Here is a 26,399-nt window from a genome sequence, read left to right as displayed (position 1 = left end):
TTCATATCAAAAAAATTTATTGGTTTCTCCATCAAAATCAAATAAAATTAGGATAACAATAGTTCAGTATACTATTTTTTAAAAGAGTGATTGTCAAAAAAAATTGATTAAAAAAACTGTATTTTTTTTTTTTTTTTTTGAAACTTTTTTAAAATTGACATTAGAAGAAACAAATGGTATAATTTTTCTTGTCAAATTATGTCGAAAAGAAGGGGAAACGGTGGAAGTATACAATTACAATGAGTATTATCTAATAAAGCATTTAATAACGAGTTTGAAACATTATCATTATACGACTTATTTACATAGTATAAGGGTTGCAAAACTTACTTACTTAGTTTCTAAAAAATTAGAATTACCTAAAGATGAGCAGATTTATAACTGTAAGGGGGGATTATTACACGATATTGGAAAAGTATTAGTACCTGTCACCATTTTAGACAAAGCTGGCTCGCTTACAGAGTTAGAATACGAGTTTGTAAAAATACATCCAACTTATGGTTCAGAAATGTTGAAAATTTTTCCTTCACTAAAAGATCTCGTCCCGGGTGTACTTTACCATCATGAAAGGCTGGATGGTTCCGGTTATCCTTTTGGTGTCAGTATTATTCCTTTAAGTGCGCAAATAATAGGAATTTGTGACTCTTTTGATGCAATGACTACAAGAAGGCCTTATAATGAAAAAAGATTAAGAAATATACAGGAGGCAATATTTGAACTAAAAACCCAATCACAAAAATATAATTACAAAATCGTAGAAGCACTGGAAGAAGTCTTGTGGGAGAAAAAGGAAAAACAACAACGCTTCATTTCTATATAATATAGGAGGGTAACAAATGAAAAGTATTAGAACGAAACTTTTGGTGTTTACAATCTTGGTTATATTTATTCCTCTTGTCATAACCGGATATTTTTCTACAAATATTGCAGAAAGTATTCTTAAATCTAAAATAAACAATTCCAATCAGGCAGCTTTGAATGTTTTAAACAAGCATATAAGTTATTTTAAACAAAATACAGAATCAACACTTCTCATGATATCTGAATCAGATACTATAATGAATTATGATGGAAGCAGTACCTCAGATGAGGCAGTGCTTAGAGAATTAGAAGAAGTAAAAAAATCTATGCCAGATGCAATGTATGTGTACTTTGGAACGCCTGACAAAAAGTATATTTTATATCCTCCTGATCCCAGCTTAAAAGACTATGATCCAACAGAAAGACCTTGGTATAAAGATGCCGAAAAAGCAGGAGAAAGTATTGTATGGACAGATCCATATCAAAATTTTGGTACAAAAGTACCTATGATAACTATAGCAAAGGCGGTTAGGAATTCAGATGGTAAATTATTAGGCGTATTGGGAATTGACATAAGTTTAGAACAGCTTTCTAAAAATTTATCCAGCATTAAAATCGGCAACTCAGGCTACATATACATAATCACAAAAGATGGAACTGTCATTTCTCATCCAGACGCAAAGCAATTATTTACTTCTGTAAAAAAATATGACTTTGGGAAAAAATTGCTAAATCTCAATAATACTACTATACATTACGTTTCAGGAAATACATATAAATTTGCTAGTGTAAGAAATCTTGACAGCTTTGGGTGGAAAGCAGTAGTTACAATGGAAGATAGTGAGCTAACAACAGATGTCATGAAAATGCGCAATTTTGTAATTACTGTGAGTATAATAGTATTACTCATTGGCTTTTTGGTAACTTATTTCTTTACAAATTCAATATCTTCAGGCATCAAGAGAGTGGTCACTGCTATGTCTTTAGCAGCTAAAGGAGATATTACTGTTAAAGCTGATGTAAAAGCAAAAGATGAAGTAGGAATATTAGCAAACAGCTTCAATACAATGATTGAAGGAATAAAAAAGCTTATCTTTGATATAAAAAGTGTATCAGAATCTGTAAATCATTCGGCTGAAAACATGGCTGTTGCTTCTGAACAAGCAGCACAAGCTACTCAAGACGTTGCAAAAGCTATTGAAGAAATTGCGCAAGGGGCATCCAGCCAAGCAAAAGAAACAGAGGAGAGCGCTAATGCCACTTTCTTACTTGGACAATTGATTGACAAATCCATTAAGAACGCTGATGAAATAAACCAAGAAGTATCAAATGTCAGCATGGTATCTAACGAAGGCTTATGATTATAGATGACTTAATCAAAAAGACACAACTGACAGTAGAAGCTAATAACAATGTAAAAGAATCCACAGATTATCTTTTAGAAAAATCTACGGAAATAAGCAAAATTGTAGAGACAATAACAGGAATAGCAGACCAGACAAATCTTTTATCTCTAAACGCAGCAATAGAGGCAGCGAGAGCAGGAGAGGCAGGGAGAGGCTTTGCAGTCGTAGCAGATGAGGTAAGAAAATTGGCAGAGCAGTCTTCACAAGCGGCGAGAAACATAGCAAACTTAATATCTGAAATACAAAGCACTATTAACAATACTTACAAGACAGTAGAAGATTCAACAAAATCAATAGAAGAGCAAAGCAATGCAGTCAATACCACAAAGGATGTATTTGAAGGAATACTTCATGCAGTGAATTTCATAGTAGAAAAAATTGACAATCTTGATAAATCTTTAAAAGAGATAGAATCCCACAAGAACAAAATAGTTGATTCAATCCAGAACATAGCAGCGGTATCAGAGGAGGCTGCAGCATCAGCGGAAGAAGTATCAGCAACTTCAGAGGAGCAATCAGCAATTGTGGAGGAAATGGCTTCAACAGCAAACGAACTTAAAAATTATGCCAATACGCTTATAGAAGCAATTAAGCAGTTTAAGGTTGAGTAAGCGGGAGAATTCCCGCTTTTTTAAATAATGTCAGCAGGATTTTTAATATGCTAAATAGAAATATAATATGTTATAAATTCAAAACTTACGGGTAACTAAAATATATTGTAAAAAGATTTAATAGCGACCATCTTTTAATGAAAAGGGCATATACCAAAATGACTTTAGAAAGGGTGAGAAAATAGATGAACCAAATAATTGAATGTGTTCCCAATTTTAGTGAAGGAAAAGATCAAGAAAAAATAGCACAGCTTGTCAAAGAGGTAGTATCTACGGAAGGGGTAAAGCTTTTAGACTATTCTTCAGACAAGGACCACAACAGGACTGTCATAACTTTTTGTGGCGATGCAAAAGGAGTAAAAGAAGCAGCTTTTAAGCTTATTAAAAGAGCTTCAGAGATAATTGATATGAGATATCATAAAGGAGAGCATCCTAGGATTGGAGCAACAGATGTGGTGCCTTTTATACCTGTTAAAAATGTTACAATGGAAGAATGTGTGCAAATTGCGAGGGAAGTTGGAGAAAGAGTTGGAAAAGAGCTTAATATACCAGTGTATTTATATGAGGAAGCAGCTACAACTCCTGAAAGAAAAAATCTGGAGAACATAAGGCGAGGAGAGTATGAAAACTTTTTTGAAAAGATAAAGCAGCCTGAGTGGAAGCCTGATTTTGGTCCGCAGGAAATGAATCCAAAAAGCGGTGCAACAGTGATTGGTGCAAGAAATTTTCTCATAGCTTATAATGTCAACCTTGCTACAGACAACATTGAAATAGCTAATAAAATTGCTAAAGCTATTAGATTTTCAAGCGGTGGTTACAGGTATGTTAAGGCGATAGGAGTAAACTTAAAAGAAAGAGGAATTGTGCAGGTGTCAATGAATCTTACTGATTTTAATAAAACACCTATTTACAGAGTTTTTGAAACAATTAAAGCAGAAGCTGAAAGGTATGGGGTAAATGTCATAGGTAGTGAAATTATAGGGCTTGTGCCAGCAAAAGCTTTGTTTGATGTGGCAAATTATTATTTAAGGATAGAGAACTTTTCTGAAAATATGGTTTTAGAGAATAAAATATACGAATGAGGTTTAAAATGGGAACAGATTTGTTAATATACAACATTAAGAAAATTTATGCACATCTTGACAATCGTCCTCTGTGTGGGAGTGACATGGAGAAGGTAGAGGAGATTGAAGATGCTTATATTGCAATAAAAGATGGAAAAATTTTAGCGGCAGGGAAATCACCTAACAAAAATCCACAGCACATACTGTGGATTTTTTTAAGCTTCATATTTTATATACCCTTGCTTCATATGGTCTTAAAATAACTTTTTCTTGAATATTATCATTAACTGGATAGTTGCTTATTAAAAGCTGAGGGGAGTTAGTGAACATCTCCTTTGGTACAGCAAAATTAACATTATCTTCTGAAAAGTTCAGCACAACCAAAAGCCTTTGATTGCCGTAACTTCTTGTATATGCAAAGATTTTTTCATCATCCTCATATAGCATAGTGATATCGCCGTATACAATAACAGGGTATTTTTTCCTAAGCTCAATTAGCTTCTTGTAATAATAAAATATAGAATTTTTATCCTCTAATGCTTTTTTTACATTTATTTCTTTATAATTAGGATTTACCTTAATCCATGGTATACCTGTGGTAAAACCTGCGTTTTTAGTATCATCCCATTGCATTGGTGTTCTCGCATGGTCTCGACTGCGCTTGTTCAAAATATCTAAAAGTTTCTCATCGCTTTTTCCTTGCTTTTTCATATCGTTATACCAATTCAGGGTTTCTATATCTCTAAATTCATCAATGCTTTCAAACTTGCAATTCGTCATACCAATCTCTTCACCTTGATAGATATACGGCGTTCCTTGCCATGTATGAAGAAATGTTGCCAAAAGTTTTGCTGATTCTACTCTGTATTCTTTATCATTTCCGAAACGTGAGACCATTCTTGGTTGATCATGATTGTTCAAGTATAGCGAATTCCAGCCTTTATCTTTTAACGCTAAGTACCATTTGTACATGATTTTCTTGAAATCTGTAAGCTTCCATGGTTTTATATCCCATTTGCTATTACCGCAGTCAATGTCCATGAGTTCAAAGTGAAATAACATGTTTAATTCATTTCTGTCATATTCCACATATAATTTTGCAATTTCAGGGGTTACAAATGGTGTTTCACCAACGGTCATGATGTCATACTTGCTTAAAACTTCTTTGTTCATTTCTTGCAAGTATTGATGAACCTTGGGACCGTTCGCGTAATATTTTGCGCCAACAAGGCCACCCTGCCTTTCGCCTTGTATATCATCTGGTAATCCTTCCACTTTTGAGATTAGATTTATAACATCCATTCTAAACCCATCAATACCTTTGTCAAGCCACCATTTCATCATTTTGTATATCTCTTGTCTGACCATAGGGTTATCCCAGTTTAGATCTGGTTGTTTGACAGCAAAAAGATGTAGGTAATATTCATTGGTTAGTGGGTCATATTCCCAGGCAGAGCCACTGAAAAATGATGTCCAGTTGTTAGGTGGACGGCCATTTTTGCCCTTTTTCCAAAAATAAAACTCTCTATATGGATTATCCTTTGATTTTCTTGATTCTAAAAACCACTTATGCTCATCTGATGTATGGTTTACAACCAAATCCATTACAATCTTTATACCTCGTTTGTGTGCTTGGCTTAAAAGCTCATCAAAATCTGACATTGTTCCAAACTCGTCCATAATACCATAATAGTCACTAATATCATAACCGTTATCTGCATTTGGCGATTGGTAAATTGGGTTTAGCCAAATAACATCAATTCCAAGTTCTTTTAAATAGTCAAGTTTAGTTATTATGCCTTGTAAATCTCCAATTCCATCACCATTTGTATCATAAAAACTGCGAGGATATATTTGATATACAACTGCCTCTTTCCACCATTTTCTTTGCATTACTTAAGACACTCCTTTCTCTTTTATCGTGTTATGTTCTGTTTTATCCCTTTACTGCACCAGCAGTTAATCCAGATATTATTCTCTTTTGGAATAAGAGGACCATTATTATAAGGGGCACTGTTACAACAACAGATGCTGCTGCAATATCTCCCCAAGGGAGGTCGTGTTCTCCAGGAAACATAGCAATACCGACGGGGACTGTTCTCATTGAGTCTTGTGTGTTAAATACAAGAGCAAATAGAAATTCATTCCATGCAGCTATAAACGTGAGAATAGCAGTTGTAAACATACCTGGTGTAGCAAGAGGCATTATTATCTTTAAAAATGCTTGCATAGGAGTAGCACCATCTACTTTTGCGGATTCCTCAAGTTCAAAAGGAATTTCTTTAAAAAATGAAGTTAAAATCCACAAAGAAAGAGGAATTGCAAAAGTAGTGTATGTTAATATAAGTCCTAAGTAACTATTCAATAAATTTATTTTTCTAAGAAATAGAAATAAGGGGCTAACGATAGCGATTCCAGGAAACATAGATACAGATAAAACTAAAGAAAGTATTATCGCTTTTCCTTTAAATTTAAGTCTTGCTAAAGCATATGATGCAAAAGAAGAAACAAAAAGGCTAAACAGAGTGGTAGATGAAGCAACAATAAAACTATTTTTCAAATAGGTTAAAAAAGGGCGTTTAGTAAACACATTTATATAATATCCCGTATAAATTTTACTTGGAATCCAGGTTGGAGGAATACTGAACAGTTCTTGCGGAGTTTTAAATGATGTAAGTAATTGCCATAAAAAAGGGAAAATTATATACACGAGAAATATTATTAAAAACACATAAAATACGATTTGGTTTGCAGTATTTTTAAATTTCATTTTTTCACCTCATTCTAAAATGTTTTTATCTAAAAGTTTTATATAGATCATTGCAAAAATGAACACAAAAACAAATATTATAACGGCTATTGCAGAACCGATTCCAAAATCGAGGTTCCTAAAAAGGGTCTTATATGCATATATTGAAAGGGTTTCTGTTGAGTTTCCTGGTCCTCCTCCTGTCATTACGAAAATGAGGTCAAACACTCTAAAAGCGTCTAATGTTCTAAATATGAGGGCAACTAAAATTGTAGGTTTTAACAATGGTAAAGTGATACTAAAAAATTGCCTTATACTTCCTGCACCATCTACTTTTGCCGCCTCATAAAGGTCATGAGATATGTTTTGAAGTCCGGCAAGCAATAATAATGCCATGAAAGGTGCAGTTTTCCATACATCTGCAAATATAGCTGATCCCATTGCTAAAGAAGGGCTACCCAACCAAGCTCTGTAACTATCAATCAAGCCCGTTTTCATTAAAATATCATTCAGTACACCAAATTGGTCATTATAAATGAATTTCCACATGAGGGCGGATACTATAGTGGGTATTGCCCATGGAATCAACACGGCAGCTCTTACCAATCCCGTACCTTTAAATTTTTTATTCATCAAAAGTGCCATTATCATTCCGAGCACTAACTCCAGTGCTACAGATACAACTGTAAAAACAATTGTATTTGAAGTTGCTGACCAAAATCTTGGGTCATGAAATAATGCAACATAATTTTGAAATCCCACAAAATGAGTCAATCCAGGAAGTTGAAGTTTCATATAATAAAGACTCAGTTTAAAAGTATTTAATACAGGATATAAAGCTATTGCAATAATACATAATAATGCTGGAGCAACTAATATATATCCCAATGCGGCTTCACTTAGTTGGTACTTAGATTGTTTAGTTGGGGATGTTAAATTTTTTTGTTCTACCACGTTATCACCTTCTTTATATTAAGTGGCAGCGAGAGCTGCCACTTTGGATTTGTATGAAGAAGTACATTAAGTTTACTTTTTACCTTCATTTTTAATTATGTCGTTCAAATCTTTTTCTATATTTTGTATAGCTTGCTGTGCCGTTATTTCTCCTGTCAAAGCTTTATGAAAGTTAATTTGCATTGAATCAGACATTTGAGGATAAAAAGGAGATACAGGTCTTGGCTTAGCTGTTATGAATGCATTATAAAAATCTGCCCAATAAGGATTTTTTGCCAAAACTTCTTCATCTTGATATAAAGATTTTATTGTTGGGAGATTGCCGCCTTCTAAAGCGGTTATCTTTTGACCTTCTTCACTTGTAACAAATTCTATAAATTTCCATGCTTCTTCAGGATGTTTTGAGTATTTGTTTATACCGAGATTCCATCCCCCTAAAACTGGGTTCCAGCTTGGCCGTTTTTTCCTTTTGGAATTGGAGCTATACCTACTTTACCTTTTATTGGGGAATCATCTCCATTTACTAAAGACCATGCATAAGGCCAGTTTCTCATAAAAATTGCTTCACCTTGTTGGAATACATTCCTTGCCTCTTCTTCTTGATACGTTGTTACACCTGGAGGAGCGATCTTTACTAAATCTATCAGGTATTGAAGTCCTGCTACTGCTTGTGGTGTGTTTATTGTCACTTTGTCTCCTTCAAGAACACTTCCACCATTGCTTCCTATAAGTTCTAAAGCATCGCAAACTAAACCTTCATATTGATTGCCCTGAAATACTATTCCATATTTAGTACCACCTTTACCAACATTTTCTTTTGACATTTGAATTAATTCATCCCAAGTTTTCGGAGGAGTATCTATGATATCTTTTCTATAATAGAGAACTCCTGCGTCTGTAAATCTTGGTACTGCCCACACATGGCCATTATATGTTACCGCTTCAACGGGTCCCGGTAAAAACTTTTCTCTCATTTCTTCTGTAAATTTATCATCTAATGGAAGTAACCAATCAGCAGCAGCAAATTCAGGTGTCCAAATAATGTCCATTGCTAAAACATCGATACTTGAATCTCCTGCTGACAATGCAGTGACATATGAATTATGTTGATCATCTGTAGAGTTGGGTAGTTCTTGAAATTTGACTTTAATATTTGGATATTTTTTTTTCAAAAGCTTCAATTAATTTTTGAGTAGCTGGTGTGGAATCTTTACCTGCAGAATAAGTAATTGTAACTGGTTCGTCTTTAGAAGTATTACTTGAAGTGGACGAGCTCGTGTTAGAACCACAACCAGCAATTAAAGTTACTATTAGTGCCAGCGAAACTATTAAGGTCAGGATTTTATTTTTTTTACCCATCAAAAACTCCTCCTTAACTAAATATAGTTTTGATGTTGTATAATAATTATATAAGAAATCGGTTGCAAAAATAATGTGATATTTTTAATATTTTGTGTAGTTTTTTATAAACTTTTATGTGTAAGGGAGGTAATTGATTTATTTCGTTGAAATATTTTATAAAGGTGGTTTTTATGTTATATAAAAATTTTGCTTTCATATATTTTAATAATAGTTATACCGCTTGTAATGGTGGCAGCGATAACAGGTAATATTACATCAAGATATATAAATGAAGAGGTAAGAAAGAGTACTTTTCAGACTTTAAATCAAGCTAATAAAAACATATCAAAGATGCTAGAAAATATGAAGAATACTATACTTTATATTTCGATGAATAAGGAACTTCAATATAATTTGTCACGCAATGACAAAGAAACTCCTTTTCAAATAAACAGAGAAGTTACAGCTATTAGGAACAGTATATTATATCCTGGAATATTTAATAAAAATTATTCTTCTATAGAGATTTTTGCTTTGCGTAAAAATCAATACCCAATGAGATTAGAACAAAATGATGTGATGTCTTCAAAAGTAGTAGAAGATAAAGAATGGTATAAAAAAACTATACAGCTAAATGGCAGGTTGTACTGGTATATAAACAATGATTTTGGGAAACAAATGATTTCTGTTTCGAGGTTGGTTTTCGATGTAAAAAATTTTACTAAACCTATAGCAGTTATTTCTGTAGATATGGATATGTCAAAAATTGCTTCAATAATATCTGATATACACCTTGGAAAAACTGGAAAGGTGTATCTCGTTGATGACAAAGGAGAGCTGATATATTCTGAAGACAAAAGCTTTTTATATCCTTATACCACTAAATTATACAATAGCAGTTCTAGAAGTAATTTTATTACTATGAATGGTAATAAAATAATGGTTATATACAATACTCTACCTCAAAATGGGTGGAAACTTGTCGGTATGATACCTCTGAATGAACTTAATGAAAAAGCTAAGATGATAAGAAATTTTATCTATCTTACTGCGCTTTTGAGTGTTGTAATTGCAGCCTTAATTTCTCTCTATTTTTCATACAGTATTTCACAGCCAATAATAAAACTTGCTACTGAAATGAAAAGAGTTGAGAAAGGAAATTTCAACATAAGTGTTGAAGAAAACTGGGATGGAGAAATAGGAGTATTATATTCAAGTTTTAACTACATGATAAAAAGGATAAATGAACTTATACATGAAGTGTATTTATCAAAAATAAAGGAAAAAGACGCGGAATTAAAGGCTTTGCAAGCACAGATAAATCCGCATTTTTTATACAATACACTTGATACTGTAAATTGGTTGGCAGTAAAGCACAATGCACCTGAAATAAGTAAGATTGTGAATTCTTTAGCATCAATTTTGAGATACAGCATTAATAAAGGGAATGATGTAACTACTGTTGATAAAGAACTTAAGCATGTCGAAAGCTATATTACAATTCAAAAAATCAGATTTAAAGATAAATTTGAGGTGAGTTTTAATATAGATAAAAGAATTTTACACTACAAGACGATAAAGTTAATTTTACAACCTCTTGTTGAAAATGCAATAATTCATGGGATAGAGACTTATGAAGGAAAAGGAAAAATTTTGATTAACGGTTATTTAGGTGATGGAAAAATTGTATTTGAGGTCATAAATAATGGTAATCCTATAGATTTGGATGTGGTAAATAAACTATTGGATTCGCCGTCAGAGGATAAAGACAGTTATGGAATACAGAATGTTAATGAAAGGATTAAGTTATATTATGGGGAAGAGTATGGACTTTATTACCAAGTAATAGATAACAATACTGTTGCCCGGATTGTAATTCCTGCTGTTTTGTGAGGTGGATTTTATGAAAATTTTAATTGTAGATGATGAGCCAATTGTAAGGGAAGGGCTTAAAAATAATGTTAATTGGCAGGAACTGGATTTACGCGTGGTAGGTTGCGAAGCTAATGGAAAAAGTGCTCTTCATGTGTTTAACAGAGAACAACCTGATATAATTTTAACGGATATACGTATGCCCTTTATGGATGGCCTCCAACTTACAAGGGAAGTTAAAAAGATTGATCCTCTAGTTGTGGTAATTTTGTTAAGTGCATATGATGATTTTAAATATGCTCAACAAGCTATAAGGTTAGGAGCCTTTGATTATATTTTAAAGCCTATCGACATTGACACGCTAAAAGAAACTGTAAGACGAGCGGTTTTAAAAAGAAAAGAATTATTGGACAAAAAAAAGGAACCATTACCATCCTTGAACAAAGAAGACTTGAAATTTTTTAAAGCAGAATATTATAAATATCCTTTAAAATTGGAAGAGAAATTATCAAAAGCGATAAAACGGGGAGATAAAGATTTGGCTCTTAATATTTTTAACGAGATTTGGAATGAATTTCGCGACAAAAATTATACAGAAGATTTATAAAGAGATGGGGGTTAGAGCTTGTTGCAGTTATTACGCGGTCGCTTATAGAAATTGGAGAAAATGCAGATATTTTATTTAAAGAAACGGACCCTTGGAGGCAAATTTCCGAATTATCTACCAAAGAAAACCTTCGAGAATGGATGGGAAATATAATAGAAGTAGTATGTGAATATGTTTCTCTTACTAAAAATTCTAAAAATAGGAAATTAATTGATGAGGCTATCAAACTAATACAAGAAAATTATAGTGATGTAAATATTTCTTTGAATAGCATCGCTGAAAAATTGTATATAACCCCAAATTATTTAAGTACTTTATTTAAAAGTGAAATGGGTGTCACATTTTCAGATTATTTAACTGCTTGCAGGATTGAAAAAGCAAAGGAACTTTTAAAAGATGTAAAGGTTAAAATCTACGAAGTAGCCGAAGCAGTTGGATATACTGATCAACACTATTTTAGCAAAGTTTTTAAAAACATAACAGGTTTTACTCCAAAAGAGTATAGAGAAAAAATATTGTAACAATTTTTTATGTTGTATTACGAAAATTATATCTCATTGGTATAATAGGTAGTGGTGGGAAAGTATATACACAGAGAGGGAGATGATCTTATGTTAATTAATGATTCATTAAAGGAGTATATTGAAAAAGTGGCCTCGGAGTCACCAACACCGGGTGGGGGAAGTGTTGCGGCGGTATCAGCAAGTCTTGGGATTGCCCTTTCTTCTATGGTTTATAACCTTACAATAGGGCGGAAATTTTACGAAGATTATACTGATGACATCAAAGAAAAAATTCAACAAGGGCTTAGTATATGTAGGCGACTTCTTGCTGAGTATGTAAAACTTATTGATGAAGATACTGTAGCTTATGACGAAGTGATAAAAGCGCTTAAGATGCCAAAAGATACTGAAGAAAATAGAAAAATAAGGAGCGAAGCGCTTCAAAAAGCTTATATTAATGCTATGAATGTTCCTTTAAAACTTGCGAGATTATGTGGAGAAGCTTTTACCCCGACGATGTTGATTGCGGAATACGGAAATCCTAATGCCATATCTGATGCGGCAGTTGGGGCGATTCTACTATATGCAGCAATAGAGGGAGCTGTTTTAAATGTTAAGGTGAATATTCCCTACATTAAAGATAGAGAAATTACTGAAAGTGCAAATAAAGAATGTGATGAGATTTTGGCAAAATACAAAAATATAAGGGATGAAATTGTAAATAAAGTTTTAAATAAAATTTCGGGATAGAGTGCGATGAGCACTCTTAATTTTATGCTATATTTAAACCAATATTGCCAAAAGTTCTTAAAATAAGCTTTAAATTTTGCATAAAAAATTGTTGCTACCGAAATATAAAGAAAAGAGAAGATTTTAAAAGATATCTATAAAAGAGGTTACTAAAATAATTTATTTTAGAATTTGTAACAAGCGATTAATAAAGTTATAATAAAGTTAGATGTCAGACAAGTCTATATGTTTACTACTTATATAAGTAGTAAACGGTAACAAAAAAATTTTTATGGGAGGTTATATGATGAAGAAGTGGCGTATTGTTTTAGCATTTGTGTTAATTATAGTGTTATCGGTTTCAGTTCTGTTATCAGGATGTTCTTCAAGGACAAAACAAGAAGGTACACAGCCTGAGGCCACACAAGAAACTAAAAACAAAGATTTTAGAGTAGGGTTAGTTACGGATGTTGGTGGTATTAATGACCGCAGTTTTAACCAAATGGCTTATGAAGGATTGCAAAAAGCTGCTAAGGAATTAGGTATTACAGTAAACGTAATACAATCCAAGAAAATGGAAGATTATGTACCAAACTTATCAAATTTTGCACAACAAGGTTATAATTTAGTAATTGCAGTAGGTTTTATGATGCACGATGCTGTTGAAGAGGTATCACAAAAATTTCCCGACACAAAATTTTTAATAATTGACTCAGAAATAACGGACAGGCCTAACGTTTCATCAGCTATGTTTAAGGAAGAGCAAGTTGGCTATCTTGTAGGCGCTATGGCTGGACTAATGGAAAAAGAAAAAGTTGGTAAGGTAAAAGGTACAAACACCATAGGTGTTGTTGGCGGAATGCAAATCCCACCAGTTGATCGCTTTATTGCTGGTTATCAACAAGGTGCAAAAGCTGTAAATCCGGACATAAAAATTCTACTCAATTATACAAATAATTTCGATGACCCAGCAACAGGTAAACAAATGGCTTTGACACAGATAAGCCAAGGAGCAGAAATCGTCTTCCAAGTTGCTGGTGGTACTGGCGAGGGTGTAATAAAAGCAGCTCAAGAGAAAAACGTGTATGCTATTGGTGTTGACGCAGACCAAAGCTATTTAGCTCCTGATCATGTTTTGACATCAGCGGTAAAAAGAGTTGATGTTGCAACATATGATGTTATAAAAGATACTTTAAATGGCAACTTTAAGAGTGGTATTGTATATTTTGACTTAAAGAATGATGGTGTTGGAATAGGTAAAGTGAATAAAGATGTTCCACAATCTATCATAGATAAAGTTAATCAGTTAGCACAAGATATAAAAGACGGTAAGATAACAGTATCTGACAAAGTTTCAAAATAAACTAAAACCATAAAAAACCGGGGCTGAATACTGTTCAGCCCCTTTTTGGAGGTAGGAGTATGAGTGCCATATTGGAAGTAAAAAATATTACGAAAGTGTTTCCTAAGGTTGTAGCAAATGACAATGTCAATCTTACAGTTGAAAAAGGAGAAATTCACGCTATACTTGGAGAAAATGGTGCTGGTAAATCCACTTTAATGAATATTATATACGGCTTATATAAACCGGATTCAGGTAAGCTTATTTTTGATGGTGAAGAACTTAATCTAAGTGGTCCTCATGAAGCTATTGAAAAAGGCATAGGAATGGTACATCAGCATTTTATGCTTATTCCTGTTTTGACAGTTGCAGAAAATATTGTATTAGGAGCGGAGCCTAAGGGTATAACTTATGATAGAAAAAAAGCAAATGAACTTATAAGAGAGATTTCAAAAAAATATCACTTAGAAATAGAGCCTGAAGCGAAAGTAAAAGATTTGTCTGTCGGTCTTCAGCAAAGAGTTGAGATTTTAAAAGCATTCTATAGAAAAGCGAAACTTTTGATACTTGATGAGCCAACAGCTATGCTTACTCCTCAGGAAATAGAAAAATTATTTGAAATAATGAGAGGACTTGTAAAACAAGGTATGTCTATAATATTTATAAGTCACAAGTTAGAAGAAGTATTAGAAATTTCTGATAGAGTTACTGTTATGAGAAGAGGTAAAACTGTTGGTACTTTGAACACAAAAGAAACGAATGAGCAAGAACTTGCTAATTTAATGGTTGGTAGAGAAGTAGTATTGAGAATAGAAAAGAGTGAGTACAAGCCAGGTGATGTCGTTTTAAGTGTTAAAAATTTAAATGTAGTTGACCAGCAGAACGTTCCTAAGGTTAAAAATGTAAGTTTTGAAATACACGAAGGAGAAATTTTTGGACTTGCAGGTATTGATGGAAATGGGCAATTAGAATTAGTGGAAGCTATAATGGGATTAAGGCCTAAGAAATCAGGCAATATTTTATTTTACGGAAAAGATGTTACAAATTTTACTACAAGACAGCTTTATAGAGAGGGTATATCGTATATTCCACAAGACAGGCAAGCAGATGGACTTGTTTTGGATTTTACAATTGCAGAAAATTTAATTTTGAGGGAATATAAGGATTCTACCTATTCTCGTCATGGTGTAATTCAATACAAAAAAGTTTATGAAAATGCTGAGAGAAAAGTTAAGGAGTTTGACATAAGACCTCCTGAGTACATGCTTAAAGCTCGTGGGTTATCAGGAGGAAATCAGCAAAAAGTTATTTTGGCAAGAGAGGTAGGATACAATCCTAAGCTTTTAATTGCAGTTCAGCCAACACGTGGAATGGATGTTGGTGCCATAGAATATATCCACAAGAGAATACTTGAATTAAGAGACAGAGGTGCTGCTGTATTTCTCATTTCATTAGAGCTAGAAGAAATAATGTCATTATCAGATAGGATTGGAGTTATATACAATGGACAGCTTATGGATATTTTGGACGGCAAAACTGCCACAAGAGAACAAATAGGAATGCTTATGGCTGGTTCACGATTTGATAAGACGACATTGGAGGCGAGATAATGAAAAATCTTTTAAAAGAACTGTATATTCCTGCTGCAGCTGTGCTTATAGCAATAATAGTTGGTTCTATTATAATGCTTATTACAGGATTTAATCCTATAACTGCTTATATATCTTTGTTTATAGGTGCTTTTGGCACAATCAATAATATTGCAAATACTCTTGCAGCTGCTGTGCCCCTTATATTGACAGGATTAGGTGTAGCTATATCTTTTAAAGCTGGACTATTTAATATAGGTGCAGAAGGACAGTATTGGATAGGTGCAATAGTAGGTGTTTGGGTAGGCTATAGTTTTACTGGATTACCTTGGTATATCCACATACCTTTTGCAGTTATAGCTGCAATGATAGCAGGAGGGCTTTGGGCAGGACTTATCCCGGGACTTGCAAAAGCCCATACCGGTGCTAACGAAGTTATAACTACTATGATGATGAGCTATATTGCTATATATTTTAGCCACTTTTTGCTTCAATTTGGGCCTATGATGGAGAAGGGAGGAACAATTCCTCAATCTCCCCGTATTAATGAAAGTGCAGTTATACCTGTTTTAATTAAGAATACTCAGCTTTCTTATGGAATTTTTATCGCACTTATTGCCGCTGTTTTCGTATATTGGCTTATGTTTAAAACGACATGGGGCTTTGAAATGAGAGCAGTAGGATATAATCAAAGAGCAGCAAGATACGCGGGTATGAATGTGCCTCTGAATATGGTGCTTTCATTGGGTTTAAGTGGCGCATTTGCAGGACTTGCTGGAGCAGTTCAGATGTTAGGAGTACAGCATAGACTCTATGATAGTTTTACATCAGGATATGGTTATACAGCAATAGTTGTAGCGCTTCTTGCAAATAACAATCCGCTAGGAGTTATATTTTCCGCAATTTTGTTTGCGGCTTTAGATACTGGTTCGCAGTATATGCAGCTCAATGCGCAGGTACCAGGTCAAATGGCAGACGTTATTACAGGGCTTATAGTGTTCTTTGTAGCAGCTCATAGAGTAGCAGAGGTTATAAAAAACAAATTTGCGAAAAACCGCAAAAAGGAGGCGCAAGTATAATGGAAATATTTTTAAATCCCCAACTTTGGGCAGCTACTTTGGCGATGGCAACACCATTGGCATTGCCTGCGCTAGGTGGTACCTTTTCTGAAAGGTCTGGTGTTGTAAATATAGCAATGGAAGGTATTATGCTTATTGCAGCATTTTTTGCTGTGGTGTTTGCTCATGCCACTGGTAGTGCTTGGTTAGGACTTTTGGGTGCTATGATTGTTGGGCTTATAGTAGCTTTGATTTTTGCGTGGGCGGCTGTAAGCTTAACGGCTAATCAAATAATTTTAGGTATGGCTATTAATATTTTTGCATCGGGTATTACGGCATACCTCTTAAATACAATATATGGTTTTACAGGAACTCCTGTTGACACTCCTATGCTACCTACTTTAGATATACCAGCAATTAAGAGTATACCATTTTTAGGCCAAGTTTTAAGTGGTCACAGTGTAATAGTATATTTGATGATAATAATTTTATTCATATCAAATTATTTTTTGTTTCACACAAATTTAGGTTTAAGACTTCGAGCAGTTGGTGAAAATCCCGAGGCGGCTGAAACAGCGGGTATAAATGTCATAAAATTAAGATATCTTGGCGTTGCTTTAAGTGGTATTCTTTCTGCCATGGGTGGTGCTTATCTGTCAATAGGTGCGTTAAATAGTTTTATCCCTGATATGACAAGTGGTAGAGGTTATATTGCACTGGCAGCAATGATATTTGGGAAATGGACGCCTTTTGGCTCTTTTGGAGCTGCACTTCTCTTTGGATTTGCAACAGCTCTTAGCATGCAGCTTCAAAATACGGCATTTTCTAAGAATATAATTATGATGTTGCCCTATATAGTAACAATACTTGCACTTGTTGGTGTCGGTGGAAAGAGCGTACCACCTGCTGCAGATGGAGTACCATATACACCGAAGAAATAGGGGGATTTTATGTCGATGCTGCTTCCTGAGAAAAAACCGCTGTATGAGCTCGCCTTAAGGAAAATGGAAGAATTGATAAAGACAGGGCAGTGGAAGGAAGGGAGTAAGCTTCCTTCTGAATCACAGCTTGCCAAGCAATTTGGTATTAGTCGAGCTACTTTAAGAGAAGCAATGAGAATTTTAGAGGAGGAAGGACTTATAATAAAACAGCAAGGAGTAGGAACTTTTGTAAAGAGAAAACCCCTTATCAAAAGTGGATTAGAAGAGTTATTTAGTGTTACCACTTTAATTGAAAGGCAAGGGATGGTACCGGGTACAAAAGATTTTACTGTATATAAACTTCCTGCCACCGAAAATGAGGCAAATCATTTAAAATTAAAACCTGGGGATATTATATATAAAGTAGAAAGGGTAAGAACAGCAGATGAGGTCCCTGTTGTATATTGCATAGACAGGTTACCTCAAAGCATTGTAGGAGAATCTTTTACTGGATTTGAACAATCTGTATTTTCTTACCTTGAAAATGAGCACTCTATTACAATAACTTATGCAATTTCTAATATAAGGGTTATAAAGCATGACCCTGTTGTTGAGAAAAAACTGATGATGGACAAAAATGATTCAATACTTCTTTTAGAGCAAGTGCATTACGATGAAAACAATACGCCAATCCTTTATTCTTCTAACTATTTTAATGCTTCTAAATTTGACTTCTATATTATACGCAAAAGAATATTATGAAAGTAGGTGTATAGGGTGGAACATAAAGATTATGAGAAGCTTATCGAGTTAGCAAAAGAAGCAAGGGAGAAGGCTTATGTACCTTACTCCCACTTTAAAGTAGGTGCATGTGTGCTTACTGAAGATGGGAAAACTTATCAAGGTTGCAACATTGAGAATGCTTCTTATGGCCTTACCAATTGTGCAGAAAGAACGGCTCTTTTTAGCGCTTATGCAAATGGAGAGAGAAAATTAAAAGCAATTGCTGTAGTTGCAGATACTGAAGGTCCTGTCTCTCCTTGTGGTGCATGTAGACAAGTAATGATGGAATTGGGTGGAGAGGACATGGTGGTAGTATTGAGCAACATGAAAGGCGATTACGCTGTTGTCACTGTTAAAGATTTATTGCCAGGTGCTTTTACCTCAAAAGATTTAGAGAAATAATATGAACATAAGCTCCTAGAAGAGGTGGTAAAATGTTCAAAAGAGTCATACTGATAGTTTTGGATAGCGTAGGAGTAGGAGAATTGCCGGATGCGTATAGGTTTGGAGATGAAGGTTCAAACACTTTAGGTCATGTGACAGAAAAGACAGGTGTCGAACTTCCTAATATGGGGCAATTAGGGTTAGGGAATATAATTCCTCTAAAAAGCGTTCCTGAAAACCCTAACGCTATTGGTGGATATGGCAAAATGGCTGAGAAATCAGCAGGGAAAGATACTACTACAGGCCATTGGGAGATAGCAGGACTCTTTATTAACAAACCATTTCCTACCTATCCCAATGGTTTTCCTGACGAAATTATCAAAGAATTTGAAAAAAGAATTGGAAGAAAAGTTTTGGGGAATAAACCTGCTTCAGGAACAGAAATAATAAAAGAGTTGGGAGAAGAACATGTAAAAACAGGTTTCCCAATAGTTTATACTTCTGCTGATAGTGTATTTCAAGTAGCAGCCCATGAGGATGTCATACCTCCTGTAGAACTTTATAGAATTTGTGAGATTGCCAGGGAAATATTAAAAGGTGACCATGCGGTGGGAAGAGTAATTGCAAGACCTTTTACTGGTTCTTCCGGAAATTTCGTGAGGACAGAAAATAGAAGAGATTTTTCTCTCAAACCTTTTGAACCTACCATACTGGATATGTTAAAAGAAGCTGGATATGAAGTTTTTGCTATAGGAAAATTGAAGATATTTTTGCTGGGCAAGGAATTACTGGGAAAAATCATACGACAAACAATGACGAAGGTATTACAGCTACTATAAAAGCAATGGATGAAGTTAATGATGGCTTGATTTTTACAAATTTAGTTGATTTTGACATGCTATATGGTCATAGAAATGATGTTGAAGGGTACGCAAAGGCTCTAAAGAATTTTGATGACAGACTTCCAGAAATTATGGAAAAACTTACAAAAGAAGATTTGCTCATTATAACTGCTGACCATGGGTGTGACCCTGCTACTGAAAGCACAGACCATTCAAGAGAATATGTCCCACTATTAGTTTATAGTCCTTTAATGAAACATGGAGTTAATTTAGGAGTAAGAAGCACATATGCGGACATTGCTGCTACAATAGCTGAAGTATTCGAGGTTGGTTCTACAAAACATGGCACATCCTTCTTGAGGGAATTACCTTTATGACAGGAGGTATAATTTATGCGGATGTATGACCTTATAATGAAAAAGAGAGACGGTGGAGTTCTTACAAAAGAAGAGATTAATTTTATAATCTCTTCTTATACAAAAGATTATATTCCTGATTATCAAATGAGTGCTTTAGCAATGGCTATATATTTTAGAGGAATGACGCCAGAAGAGACTGCACATCTTACTATGGCTATGGCTTACTCTGGCGATGTGATGGATTTGTCAGCTATTAAAGGAATCAAAGTTGATAAACACTCAACGGGTGGGGTGGCTGACACTACTACGCTGGTGCTTGCTCCGATGGTAGCAGCCTGTGGAGCACCTGTTGCAAAAATGTCAGGAAGAGGTTTAGGACATACTGGCGGGACGATAGATAAACTTGAGTCAATACCAGGAATGAGAGTAGAACTCAGTGAAGAGGAGTTTATCGACAATGTAAATAAATATGGGATTGCTATTATTGGGCAGACAAAAAATCTCACCCCTGCTGATAAAAAATTATATGCTTTAAGGGATGTTACTGCAACAGTAGATTCTATTCCTCTTATTGCAAGCTCTATTATGAGTAAAAAGATTGCCGCAGGTGCAGATGGAATAGTATTAGATGTAAAAGTTGGAAGAGGAGCTTTTATGAAAGATTTAGAAAGAGCCAAAGCACTTGCTAAATTGATGGTAGATATAGGTAATTCTGTTGGCAGAAAAACTGTTGCACATGTTACAAATATGGATTACCCACTTGGGCTTGCGATAGGAAATGCTCTTGAGATAGTAGAAGCTATTCACGTTTTGAAAGGTTACGGCTCTAAAGATTTATTGGAAGTATGTATGCTTTTAGGCTCTGATATGCTTCAGATTGCAGGTGTTGCAAAAGACGACAAAGAGGCGAGGATAAAACTAAAAGAAGCACTTGACAGTGGCAAAGCCCTACAAAAATTTAAAGAGTTTATAAAGGCACAAGGTGGAGATGAAAGAGTAGTTGATGATGTATCACTTTTACCACAGGCTAAGTATGTAAGACCTTGGATTGCTGACAGGAATGTATATATAAAAGACTTAATGGCTTTAGAGTTAGGTCTTATAGCGATGAAGTTAGGAGCCGGAAGGGAGAAAAAAGAAGACAAAATAGATTTAGCAGTTGGAATAATGTTAGGGGGAAAAGTTGGAGATATAATTAGGAAGGGAGAACCTATTGCGACGATATATGCCAATGATGAAAGCAAATTAGAGTGGGCTTTTGATGAAATCAAAAATACATTCTCCTTTCAGATGAGCCTGTAGAAAGGCCGACATTAATATTTGAATAGTATAGTGTGCGATTCTTCCTTGAGAGGAATCGCTTTTTTGTATTAAAGTTTCATCAATTAAAGCCGATAAATATATATTGAGGTTTTCTAAATCCACTTTAGAAGGGGAGAAATGCAAATGGGAAAGACTATTCGTGCTCAACTTATACGTTCATTTGTAATAATAGGAATCCTTATTGTCATTTTAACTTTTACAATTAATGTAGGCCTTATTAATACTATTCAGAATATCGAAAATCTAAGAAAATATGTAGTTAATCAGGTAATCAATGTGTCGAATGCTCAAGTTCAAATTGCAGTGTTAAGCGGTAACATACAGCAAACTTTAAACGATTACATGCATGGAAATGCGACAAATTTTTCTGTAGGAGTACCAATTAGTTCGATAGAGACGTATGTAAGTAATATTCAAAATAGTTTAGATGATTATAAAAACACAAAAAACTATGAACTCCTTAAAAAAAATTTATCAGCTATTAATGAGGGTATTCAAAACTTAAAGAAAGCAGTAAATGAATTACCTGAAAGGTATGACTCTGTTAATGATAGTGATAAAGTAGTAACTATTGGTTATTATTTGAATCACATTCAAAGCAGTTTAAATGATTTTAGTTCTACATATTCTCAAGGTTTTTTGCCGTATTTCAATCAAATGATAGAAGATAATAAAAAGAATTTTTACGTATCACTTAGTATAAGTATTGCAATCATAGTGATAATTTTAATTTACACAGCTGTAATTGTGAGGAAGTTAAGGAAGTTTGCAAAACTTATAAATTCCGAAATTGATAAGGCAGTAAAACAATCAGAGGAAGTCATGAATTATGCCGTTGATATAAAAAACAAATCAGAAGAAAATACAACAAATATAACCTCATCAAAACAGGGCTTAGAAGATTTAGTAAATGGGATTAACGTAATTTCCGAAAATGTAAATGAAGTGCTGATTCTATTACTAAGGTTTCGGAGACTAATGAAAATTTGTCACAAGTTTCTGATAAACTTATGAGAGACATGAATGAAGCAATGATGAAAATCAAAGAAATGGAAGAAAATGCACACAGGCAAGGAGAAGAAGTTAAATCATTGATTGAATCCTTACAAGAAAGTTTGGAAACTTCTAAAAATACTTCAAAACAATTGAATGAGCTAGAAAAAAGAATGGGTGGTATAAAAGATATTCTTTATTCAATATCAGATATAGCTGAGCAGACAAATCTTTTGGCACTTAATGCGGCAATCGAAGCGGCAAGAGCTGGAGAAAACGGAAGAGGTTTTGCAGTTGTGGCAGAAGAAATAAGGAAACTTGCAGCACAATCTACAGAAAGTGTAGAAAGAATAGGAGAAATAATAGAATCTCTTACCCAATTTACGAGGGAAACTGTTGATAATGTTATCAAAAACATCGATACTTCAACAAAAGCATCCATCGAGGTAAATAAAGTATTAGATATTTTTGAACAGACGAAAGAAGGGTTTGATAAAGTATCTGATATTATTAGTGAAATTTCTGTTGCGGCAGAAGAAACAGCAGTAAGTTCTAACCAAACGCTGCAGGCTATGAAAAATGTGATGACAGCATCACAAAATATATCTGCACAAGTAGAAGAATTGTTGGCTTCTTCTCAGCAACTTTTGGCTGAGATAAATGTAGTAGATGAAAATAATTTGAAAAACCTTGACCACATAAAAGAACAGGTTGAATATACTGAAGAGCAAAAGGCTAATATGCAAAAAATTACGAATATAGTAAAACAGCTGTAGTTATTGACACCAACGGCTATATGGCTTATAATTTACTTAGACAGCGTGCGACTGGTTAAGGCATGAGCTGGTAAGGTAACTAATACCTTGCCAGCTTTTAATTTTTAGAGAGGAGGATTTTTATGAAAAGGATATTTGAGCTTACAATGAAAGACATTGAGAGAATGGACAAAAATACACTCATTGAAACAATCAAAACTTCCGAAGGAAGGACGGTAATGGCAGAGACTATTGTTACAGTTCCACCGCTTATCTATGGGGTATCAAACATGGAGCTTGCAGCGGCTTTTGGCAGTGATATGATTACGTTGAATTTTTTGACTTTCAAAAACCATTTATTTTTGGTATAGACGACATAGAAATAAACTTTTCAGCTGGGCCTTCCGAAGTACAAAAAATAGTCGAAATAGCTTCCAAAAACGCAGAGGATTTTGACTATATTAAGAGACTCAAAAAGATAGTTGGAAGGTTTATAGGTGTAAATATAGAACCAGTTCCTGAAGGAGTAAAGTATGTAGAGGGACGAAAATTAAATAGAGAAAATCTTTTAAAAGCTAAAGAGTACGGATTTGATTATATCGTTATAACTGGGAATCCCAATACAGGGGTAAGTGTCAGTACGATAATAAAAGGAATAGAATTAGCAAAAGAGATTTTGGGTGAAAATATGATGATCATTGCTGGGAAAATGCACGGTGCTGGTTCAGGGAACATATATGAAGACAAAATTTTAAAGGATTTTGTAAAAGCAGGTGCTGACTGTGTTTTGATACCAGCGCTGGTACTGTCCCAGGAATTGATTTAAATCTTGCGAAAAGGCAGATAGATGCAATACATGAGGAAAGTGCTTTAGCAATGACTACAATTGGTACCTCACAGGAAGGTTCACAAAAAAGCACAATAGAATTTATCGGAGTTCAATCAAAAATGGCAGGGGCAGACATACAGCATATAGGAGATGCAGGATATGCAGGAGTGGCACTTCCTGAAAACATAATGGCACTTTCTATTGCTATAAGAGGAGTAAGGCATACTTATAGGAGAATGGCATATTCTTTGAATAAGTAATAAGTATATACATTACCTTCTTTTGGCAATGGCATTATCAGAAACCTCCAATTTAAATGTATTTTTATTATTCCTTAACTTTAATTATAAATTGTTTTTCAAATAATTCAATGAAAAACGAGGGTGTGATTTAAAGATATATGTGAAATTATCAATAATTAGTTATTGACAAACTGCAAAATAGATTATATAATATTTGCAAACGAATACTAAATTACGGCGTGTTACTGGAAAAGCAGGCATGAGCCGGACAAGGTATTATTACCTTGCCGGCTCTTTTTGTTTAAATGCCTGAAAAATAAAAATAAGGAGGTTTTTATATGAAGTGGTTAGCAAGTGTTCAAAAACTTGGTAAAGCCTTAATGCTTCCAGTCGCTGTATTACCTGCAGCAGCATTGCTTTTAAGGCTTGGAGCACCTGATGTTTTCAACATTCCTTTTATCATGCAGGCAGGTGCAGCGGTATTTGACAATTTACCCCTCATCTTTGCTATAGGTATTGCAATAGGTTTTGCAGAAGGGGACGGGGTTGCGGCTCTTGCTGCAGCGGTAGGCTATTTTGTACTGACAAAAGGTGCGACAACTATAAACAAAGATATCAACATGGGAGTTTTAGGCGGTATTTTAATGGGTATCATAGCCGGTTATCTGTATAACAAGTATCATGATATTAAACTTCCTGATTTCTTAGGCTTCTTTGGTGGAAAAAGATTTGTGCCTATTGTAACAGCTTTCGTGGCAATTGTGTTAGCTTTTGCAATGGGATATGTATGGCCTCCAATACAGAATGGCATATATGCTGTAGGCGAATGGATAATTGGAGCAGGAGTACTTGGAGTATTTGTATATGGTGTACTCAATAGGCTGTTGATTCCTTTTGGACTTCATCACGTTATAAACAGTCTTGTCTGGTTTGTATTTGGCACTTTTAAAACAGCAGCTGGCAAAGTTGTAACTGGAGATTTAAACAGATTCTTTGCAGGCGACCCAACAGCAGGAACATTTATGGCAGGGTTTTATCCTATTATGATGTTTGGGCTTCCAGTAGCAGCACTGGCTATGTGGGCAGCAGCAAAGCCAAACCAAAGAAAAGCTGTGTCTGGTGTGTTAATAAGTGCAGCTCTTACAGCATTTCTAACAGGTATTACAGAGCCTATTGAATTTTCATTTATGTTCTTGGCGCCAGTACTTTATGTAATACACGCTCTTTTGACGGGTTTATCTCTTGCTATAACTTATGTTCTTGGTATAAAAGATGGCTTTGGCTTTTCAGCTGGTCTCATTGATTATATCTTAAGCTATGGTATAGCTACAAAACCACTTTTACTCCTTCTAATAGGTATAATTTATGGTGCAATATACTATGTAATTTTCTACTATATAATAGTGAAATTCAACCTGGCAACTCCTGGCAGATTAGAGGAAGAAGCTGTTGACCAATATGCAGACATGTCAAAATCAGAACTTGGTAATATTGCTGTACAATACGTAGAAGTATTGGGTGGAACAGAAAACATCCAATCTTTGGAGGCTTGCATAACAAGGTTGCGCTTGACTGTGAAAGACGATACAATAATAGACGATGATAAACTTAAAAAGTTAGGAGCGACAGGTGTAATTAGAATGGGCAAAAATGCATTGCAAGTAATTGTTGGTACAAAAGCTGATTTGATTGCACAAGAAATGAGAAAACACATGAAGAAAGCAGGAGGTAAAATTTAAGGTAAAAATGTTTTAGGCGGCCGTAAACTGGCCGCCACCAAAATTATTTTAGGAAGTTTGAAATATATGGGTATAATAAAATATTGTAAAAAATACAGAAAGGGCTGATTACATGTTTAACATATTTAAAAAGAAAAAATACGTAGATATATATTCTCCTATTAATGGTATATTGTTAAAAATCGAAGATGTGCCAGATCCTGTATTTTCACAAAAAATGGTAGGGGATGGAGTGGCGTTAGAACCTACGGAAGGTATTGTATATTCGCCGGTCAACGGCACCATTATACAATTGTTTCCTACAAAACATGCTTTGGGATTAAAAACAGAAGAAGGTTTAGAATTATTAATTCATATTGGGATGGATACAGTAGAAATGAAAGGAAATGGATTTGAAAGTTTTGTTTCGGAAGGTGAAAAAGTCAAAGTAGGAGATAAGTTGATAAAATTTGATATGGAATTGGTTAAAAAAGAACACCCATTGACATCTCCAATTATTATTACTAATATGGATATAGTGGATAAAATTGTAAAAGAACCTGACGGTGAGGAAGTAAGAGCTGAAAAGACAAAGATTATGAGAGTATACCTCAAGTGAAAAGTG

Annotated in this window: 23 protein-coding genes and 5 pseudogenes; 21 read left to right on the top strand and 7 right to left on the bottom strand. The window is 34.4% G+C overall.

What is annotated here, in order from left to right:
* The first annotated feature begins 220 nt into the window (after positions 1-220).
* The 5 genes from JCM7501_RS02345 (at position 221) to JCM7501_RS02330 (ending at position 4,145) form a co-directional block, all read left to right on the top strand.
* Positions 221-820: an HD-GYP domain-containing protein gene (locus tag JCM7501_RS02345; protein ID WP_028991856.1), complete on the top strand. Its 600-nt coding sequence runs from the start codon at positions 221-223 to the stop codon at positions 818-820.
* Between the two features lie 16 nt (positions 821-836).
* Entirely contained in the window at positions 837-2,162 is a 1,326-nt protein-coding gene (locus JCM7501_RS02340) for a methyl-accepting chemotaxis protein (RefSeq protein WP_409373522.1), read from the top strand.
* Complete coding sequence (locus tag JCM7501_RS16100; protein WP_409373521.1) at positions 2,159-2,818, top strand: methyl-accepting chemotaxis protein; 660 nt, start codon at positions 2,159-2,161, stop codon at positions 2,816-2,818. The genes JCM7501_RS02340 and JCM7501_RS16100 overlap by 4 nt, the downstream gene beginning before the upstream one ends.
* A gap of 185 nt (positions 2,819-3,003) precedes the next feature.
* Complete coding sequence (ftcD, locus tag JCM7501_RS02335) at positions 3,004-3,900, top strand: glutamate formimidoyltransferase (protein WP_028991854.1); 897 nt, start codon at positions 3,004-3,006, stop codon at positions 3,898-3,900.
* 8 nt (positions 3,901-3,908) lie between these two features.
* Positions 3,909-4,145: a hypothetical protein gene (locus tag JCM7501_RS02330; protein ID WP_054644778.1), complete on the top strand. Its 237-nt coding sequence runs from the start codon at positions 3,909-3,911 to the stop codon at positions 4,143-4,145.
* On the opposite strand, the gene JCM7501_RS02325 is transcribed toward JCM7501_RS02330, so the two are convergent.
* The 7 genes and pseudogenes from JCM7501_RS02325 to JCM7501_RS16395 form a co-directional block, all read right to left on the bottom strand.
* Entirely contained in the window at positions 4,105-5,775 is a 1,671-nt protein-coding gene (locus JCM7501_RS02325) for a glycoside hydrolase family 13 protein (RefSeq protein WP_028991852.1), read from the bottom strand. The genes JCM7501_RS02330 and JCM7501_RS02325 overlap by 41 nt on opposite strands.
* Before the next feature lie 43 nt (positions 5,776-5,818).
* Entirely contained in the window at positions 5,819-6,472 is a 654-nt protein-coding gene (locus JCM7501_RS02320; RefSeq protein ID WP_256201031.1) for a carbohydrate ABC transporter permease, read from the bottom strand.
* A 189-nt stretch (positions 6,473-6,661) separates the two neighbouring features.
* Positions 6,662-7,585, bottom strand: a complete 924-nt coding sequence (locus tag JCM7501_RS02315; protein ID WP_013149853.1) for a carbohydrate ABC transporter permease — start codon at positions 7,583-7,585, stop codon at positions 6,662-6,664.
* A gap of 72 nt (positions 7,586-7,657) precedes the next feature.
* Entirely contained in the window at positions 7,658-7,864 is a 207-nt protein-coding gene (locus tag JCM7501_RS16410; protein ID WP_256201036.1) for a hypothetical protein, read from the bottom strand.
* A 60-nt stretch (positions 7,865-7,924) separates the two neighbouring features.
* Positions 7,925-8,002, bottom strand: a pseudogene (locus JCM7501_RS16405) (extracellular solute-binding protein); the annotation flags it as partial.
* Between the two features lie 17 nt (positions 8,003-8,019).
* Positions 8,020-8,757, bottom strand: a complete 738-nt coding sequence (locus tag JCM7501_RS16400) for an ABC transporter substrate-binding protein (protein WP_457921078.1) — start codon at positions 8,755-8,757, stop codon at positions 8,020-8,022.
* Positions 8,732-8,944 (bottom strand): hypothetical protein, encoded by a 213-nt coding sequence (locus tag JCM7501_RS16395; protein ID WP_256201030.1) that lies wholly within the window; start codon positions 8,942-8,944, stop codon positions 8,732-8,734. Before JCM7501_RS16395 ends, JCM7501_RS16400 begins: the two co-directional genes overlap by 26 nt.
* Before the next feature lie 189 nt (positions 8,945-9,133).
* Here JCM7501_RS16395 and JCM7501_RS02305 point away from each other — a divergent pair, with 189 nt between their 5' ends.
* The 16 genes and pseudogenes from JCM7501_RS02305 (at position 9,134) to JCM7501_RS02235 (ending at position 26,393) form a co-directional block, all read left to right on the top strand.
* Positions 9,134-10,819, top strand: a complete 1,686-nt coding sequence (locus tag JCM7501_RS02305) for a sensor histidine kinase (RefSeq protein WP_256201029.1) — start codon at positions 9,134-9,136, stop codon at positions 10,817-10,819.
* Positions 10,820-10,829: 10 nt separating this feature from the next.
* A complete protein-coding gene (locus JCM7501_RS13740; RefSeq protein WP_256201028.1) occupies positions 10,830-11,405 on the top strand; it encodes a response regulator in 576 nt (191 codons plus the stop codon).
* Between the two features lie 140 nt (positions 11,406-11,545).
* Complete coding sequence (locus JCM7501_RS13735; RefSeq protein ID WP_256201027.1) at positions 11,546-11,926, top strand: helix-turn-helix transcriptional regulator; 381 nt, start codon at positions 11,546-11,548, stop codon at positions 11,924-11,926.
* A gap of 90 nt (positions 11,927-12,016) precedes the next feature.
* Positions 12,017-12,658: a cyclodeaminase/cyclohydrolase family protein gene (locus tag JCM7501_RS02295; RefSeq protein WP_013149857.1), complete on the top strand. Its 642-nt coding sequence runs from the start codon at positions 12,017-12,019 to the stop codon at positions 12,656-12,658.
* Positions 12,659-12,944: 286 nt separating this feature from the next.
* Complete coding sequence (locus JCM7501_RS02290) at positions 12,945-14,000, top strand: BMP family lipoprotein (RefSeq protein WP_028991850.1); 1,056 nt, start codon at positions 12,945-12,947, stop codon at positions 13,998-14,000.
* 59 nt (positions 14,001-14,059) lie between these two features.
* Complete coding sequence (locus JCM7501_RS02285) at positions 14,060-15,589, top strand: ABC transporter ATP-binding protein (protein ID WP_028991849.1); 1,530 nt, start codon at positions 14,060-14,062, stop codon at positions 15,587-15,589.
* Positions 15,589-16,647, top strand: coding sequence for an ABC transporter permease (locus JCM7501_RS02280; RefSeq protein ID WP_028991848.1), 1,059 nt, complete (start codon positions 15,589-15,591; stop codon positions 16,645-16,647). The genes JCM7501_RS02285 and JCM7501_RS02280 overlap by 1 nt, the downstream gene beginning before the upstream one ends.
* The gene (locus JCM7501_RS02275; RefSeq protein ID WP_038002062.1) at positions 16,647-17,567 is read left to right on the top strand and encodes an ABC transporter permease; all 921 of its coding nucleotides are present in this window, start codon (positions 16,647-16,649) and stop codon (positions 17,565-17,567) included. Before JCM7501_RS02280 ends, JCM7501_RS02275 begins: the two co-directional genes overlap by 1 nt.
* A gap of 15 nt (positions 17,568-17,582) precedes the next feature.
* Positions 17,583-18,308: a GntR family transcriptional regulator gene (locus tag JCM7501_RS02270; protein ID WP_028991846.1), complete on the top strand. Its 726-nt coding sequence runs from the start codon at positions 17,583-17,585 to the stop codon at positions 18,306-18,308.
* 15 nt (positions 18,309-18,323) lie between these two features.
* The gene (locus tag JCM7501_RS02265) at positions 18,324-18,731 is read left to right on the top strand and encodes a cytidine deaminase (RefSeq protein WP_012994565.1); all 408 of its coding nucleotides are present in this window, start codon (positions 18,324-18,326) and stop codon (positions 18,729-18,731) included.
* Between the two features lie 32 nt (positions 18,732-18,763).
* Positions 18,764-19,932: pseudogene (locus JCM7501_RS02260) on the top strand (phosphopentomutase).
* A gap of 15 nt (positions 19,933-19,947) precedes the next feature.
* Positions 19,948-21,242, top strand: a pseudogene (locus JCM7501_RS02255) (pyrimidine-nucleoside phosphorylase).
* Positions 21,243-21,360: 118 nt separating this feature from the next.
* Positions 21,361-23,006 (top strand): annotated as a pseudogene (locus JCM7501_RS15720) (methyl-accepting chemotaxis protein).
* Positions 23,007-23,128: 122 nt separating this feature from the next.
* Positions 23,129-24,074: pseudogene (locus JCM7501_RS15715) on the top strand (DUF7916 family protein).
* A 320-nt stretch (positions 24,075-24,394) separates the two neighbouring features.
* Positions 24,395-25,795, top strand: a complete 1,401-nt coding sequence (gene nagE / locus JCM7501_RS02240) for an N-acetylglucosamine-specific PTS transporter subunit IIBC (RefSeq protein ID WP_013149868.1) — start codon at positions 24,395-24,397, stop codon at positions 25,793-25,795.
* A 112-nt stretch (positions 25,796-25,907) separates the two neighbouring features.
* Positions 25,908-26,393 (top strand): PTS sugar transporter subunit IIA, encoded by a 486-nt coding sequence (locus tag JCM7501_RS02235; protein ID WP_012994571.1) that lies wholly within the window; start codon positions 25,908-25,910, stop codon positions 26,391-26,393.
* Positions 26,394-26,399 lie beyond the last annotated feature (6 nt).

It is taken from the genome of Thermoanaerobacter thermocopriae JCM 7501 (assembly GCF_001310975.1).
Taxonomy (GTDB): Bacteria; Bacillota; Thermoanaerobacteria; order Thermoanaerobacterales; family Thermoanaerobacteraceae; genus Thermoanaerobacter; species Thermoanaerobacter thermocopriae.
This window is presented reverse-complemented; position numbering and strand designations above follow the sequence as displayed.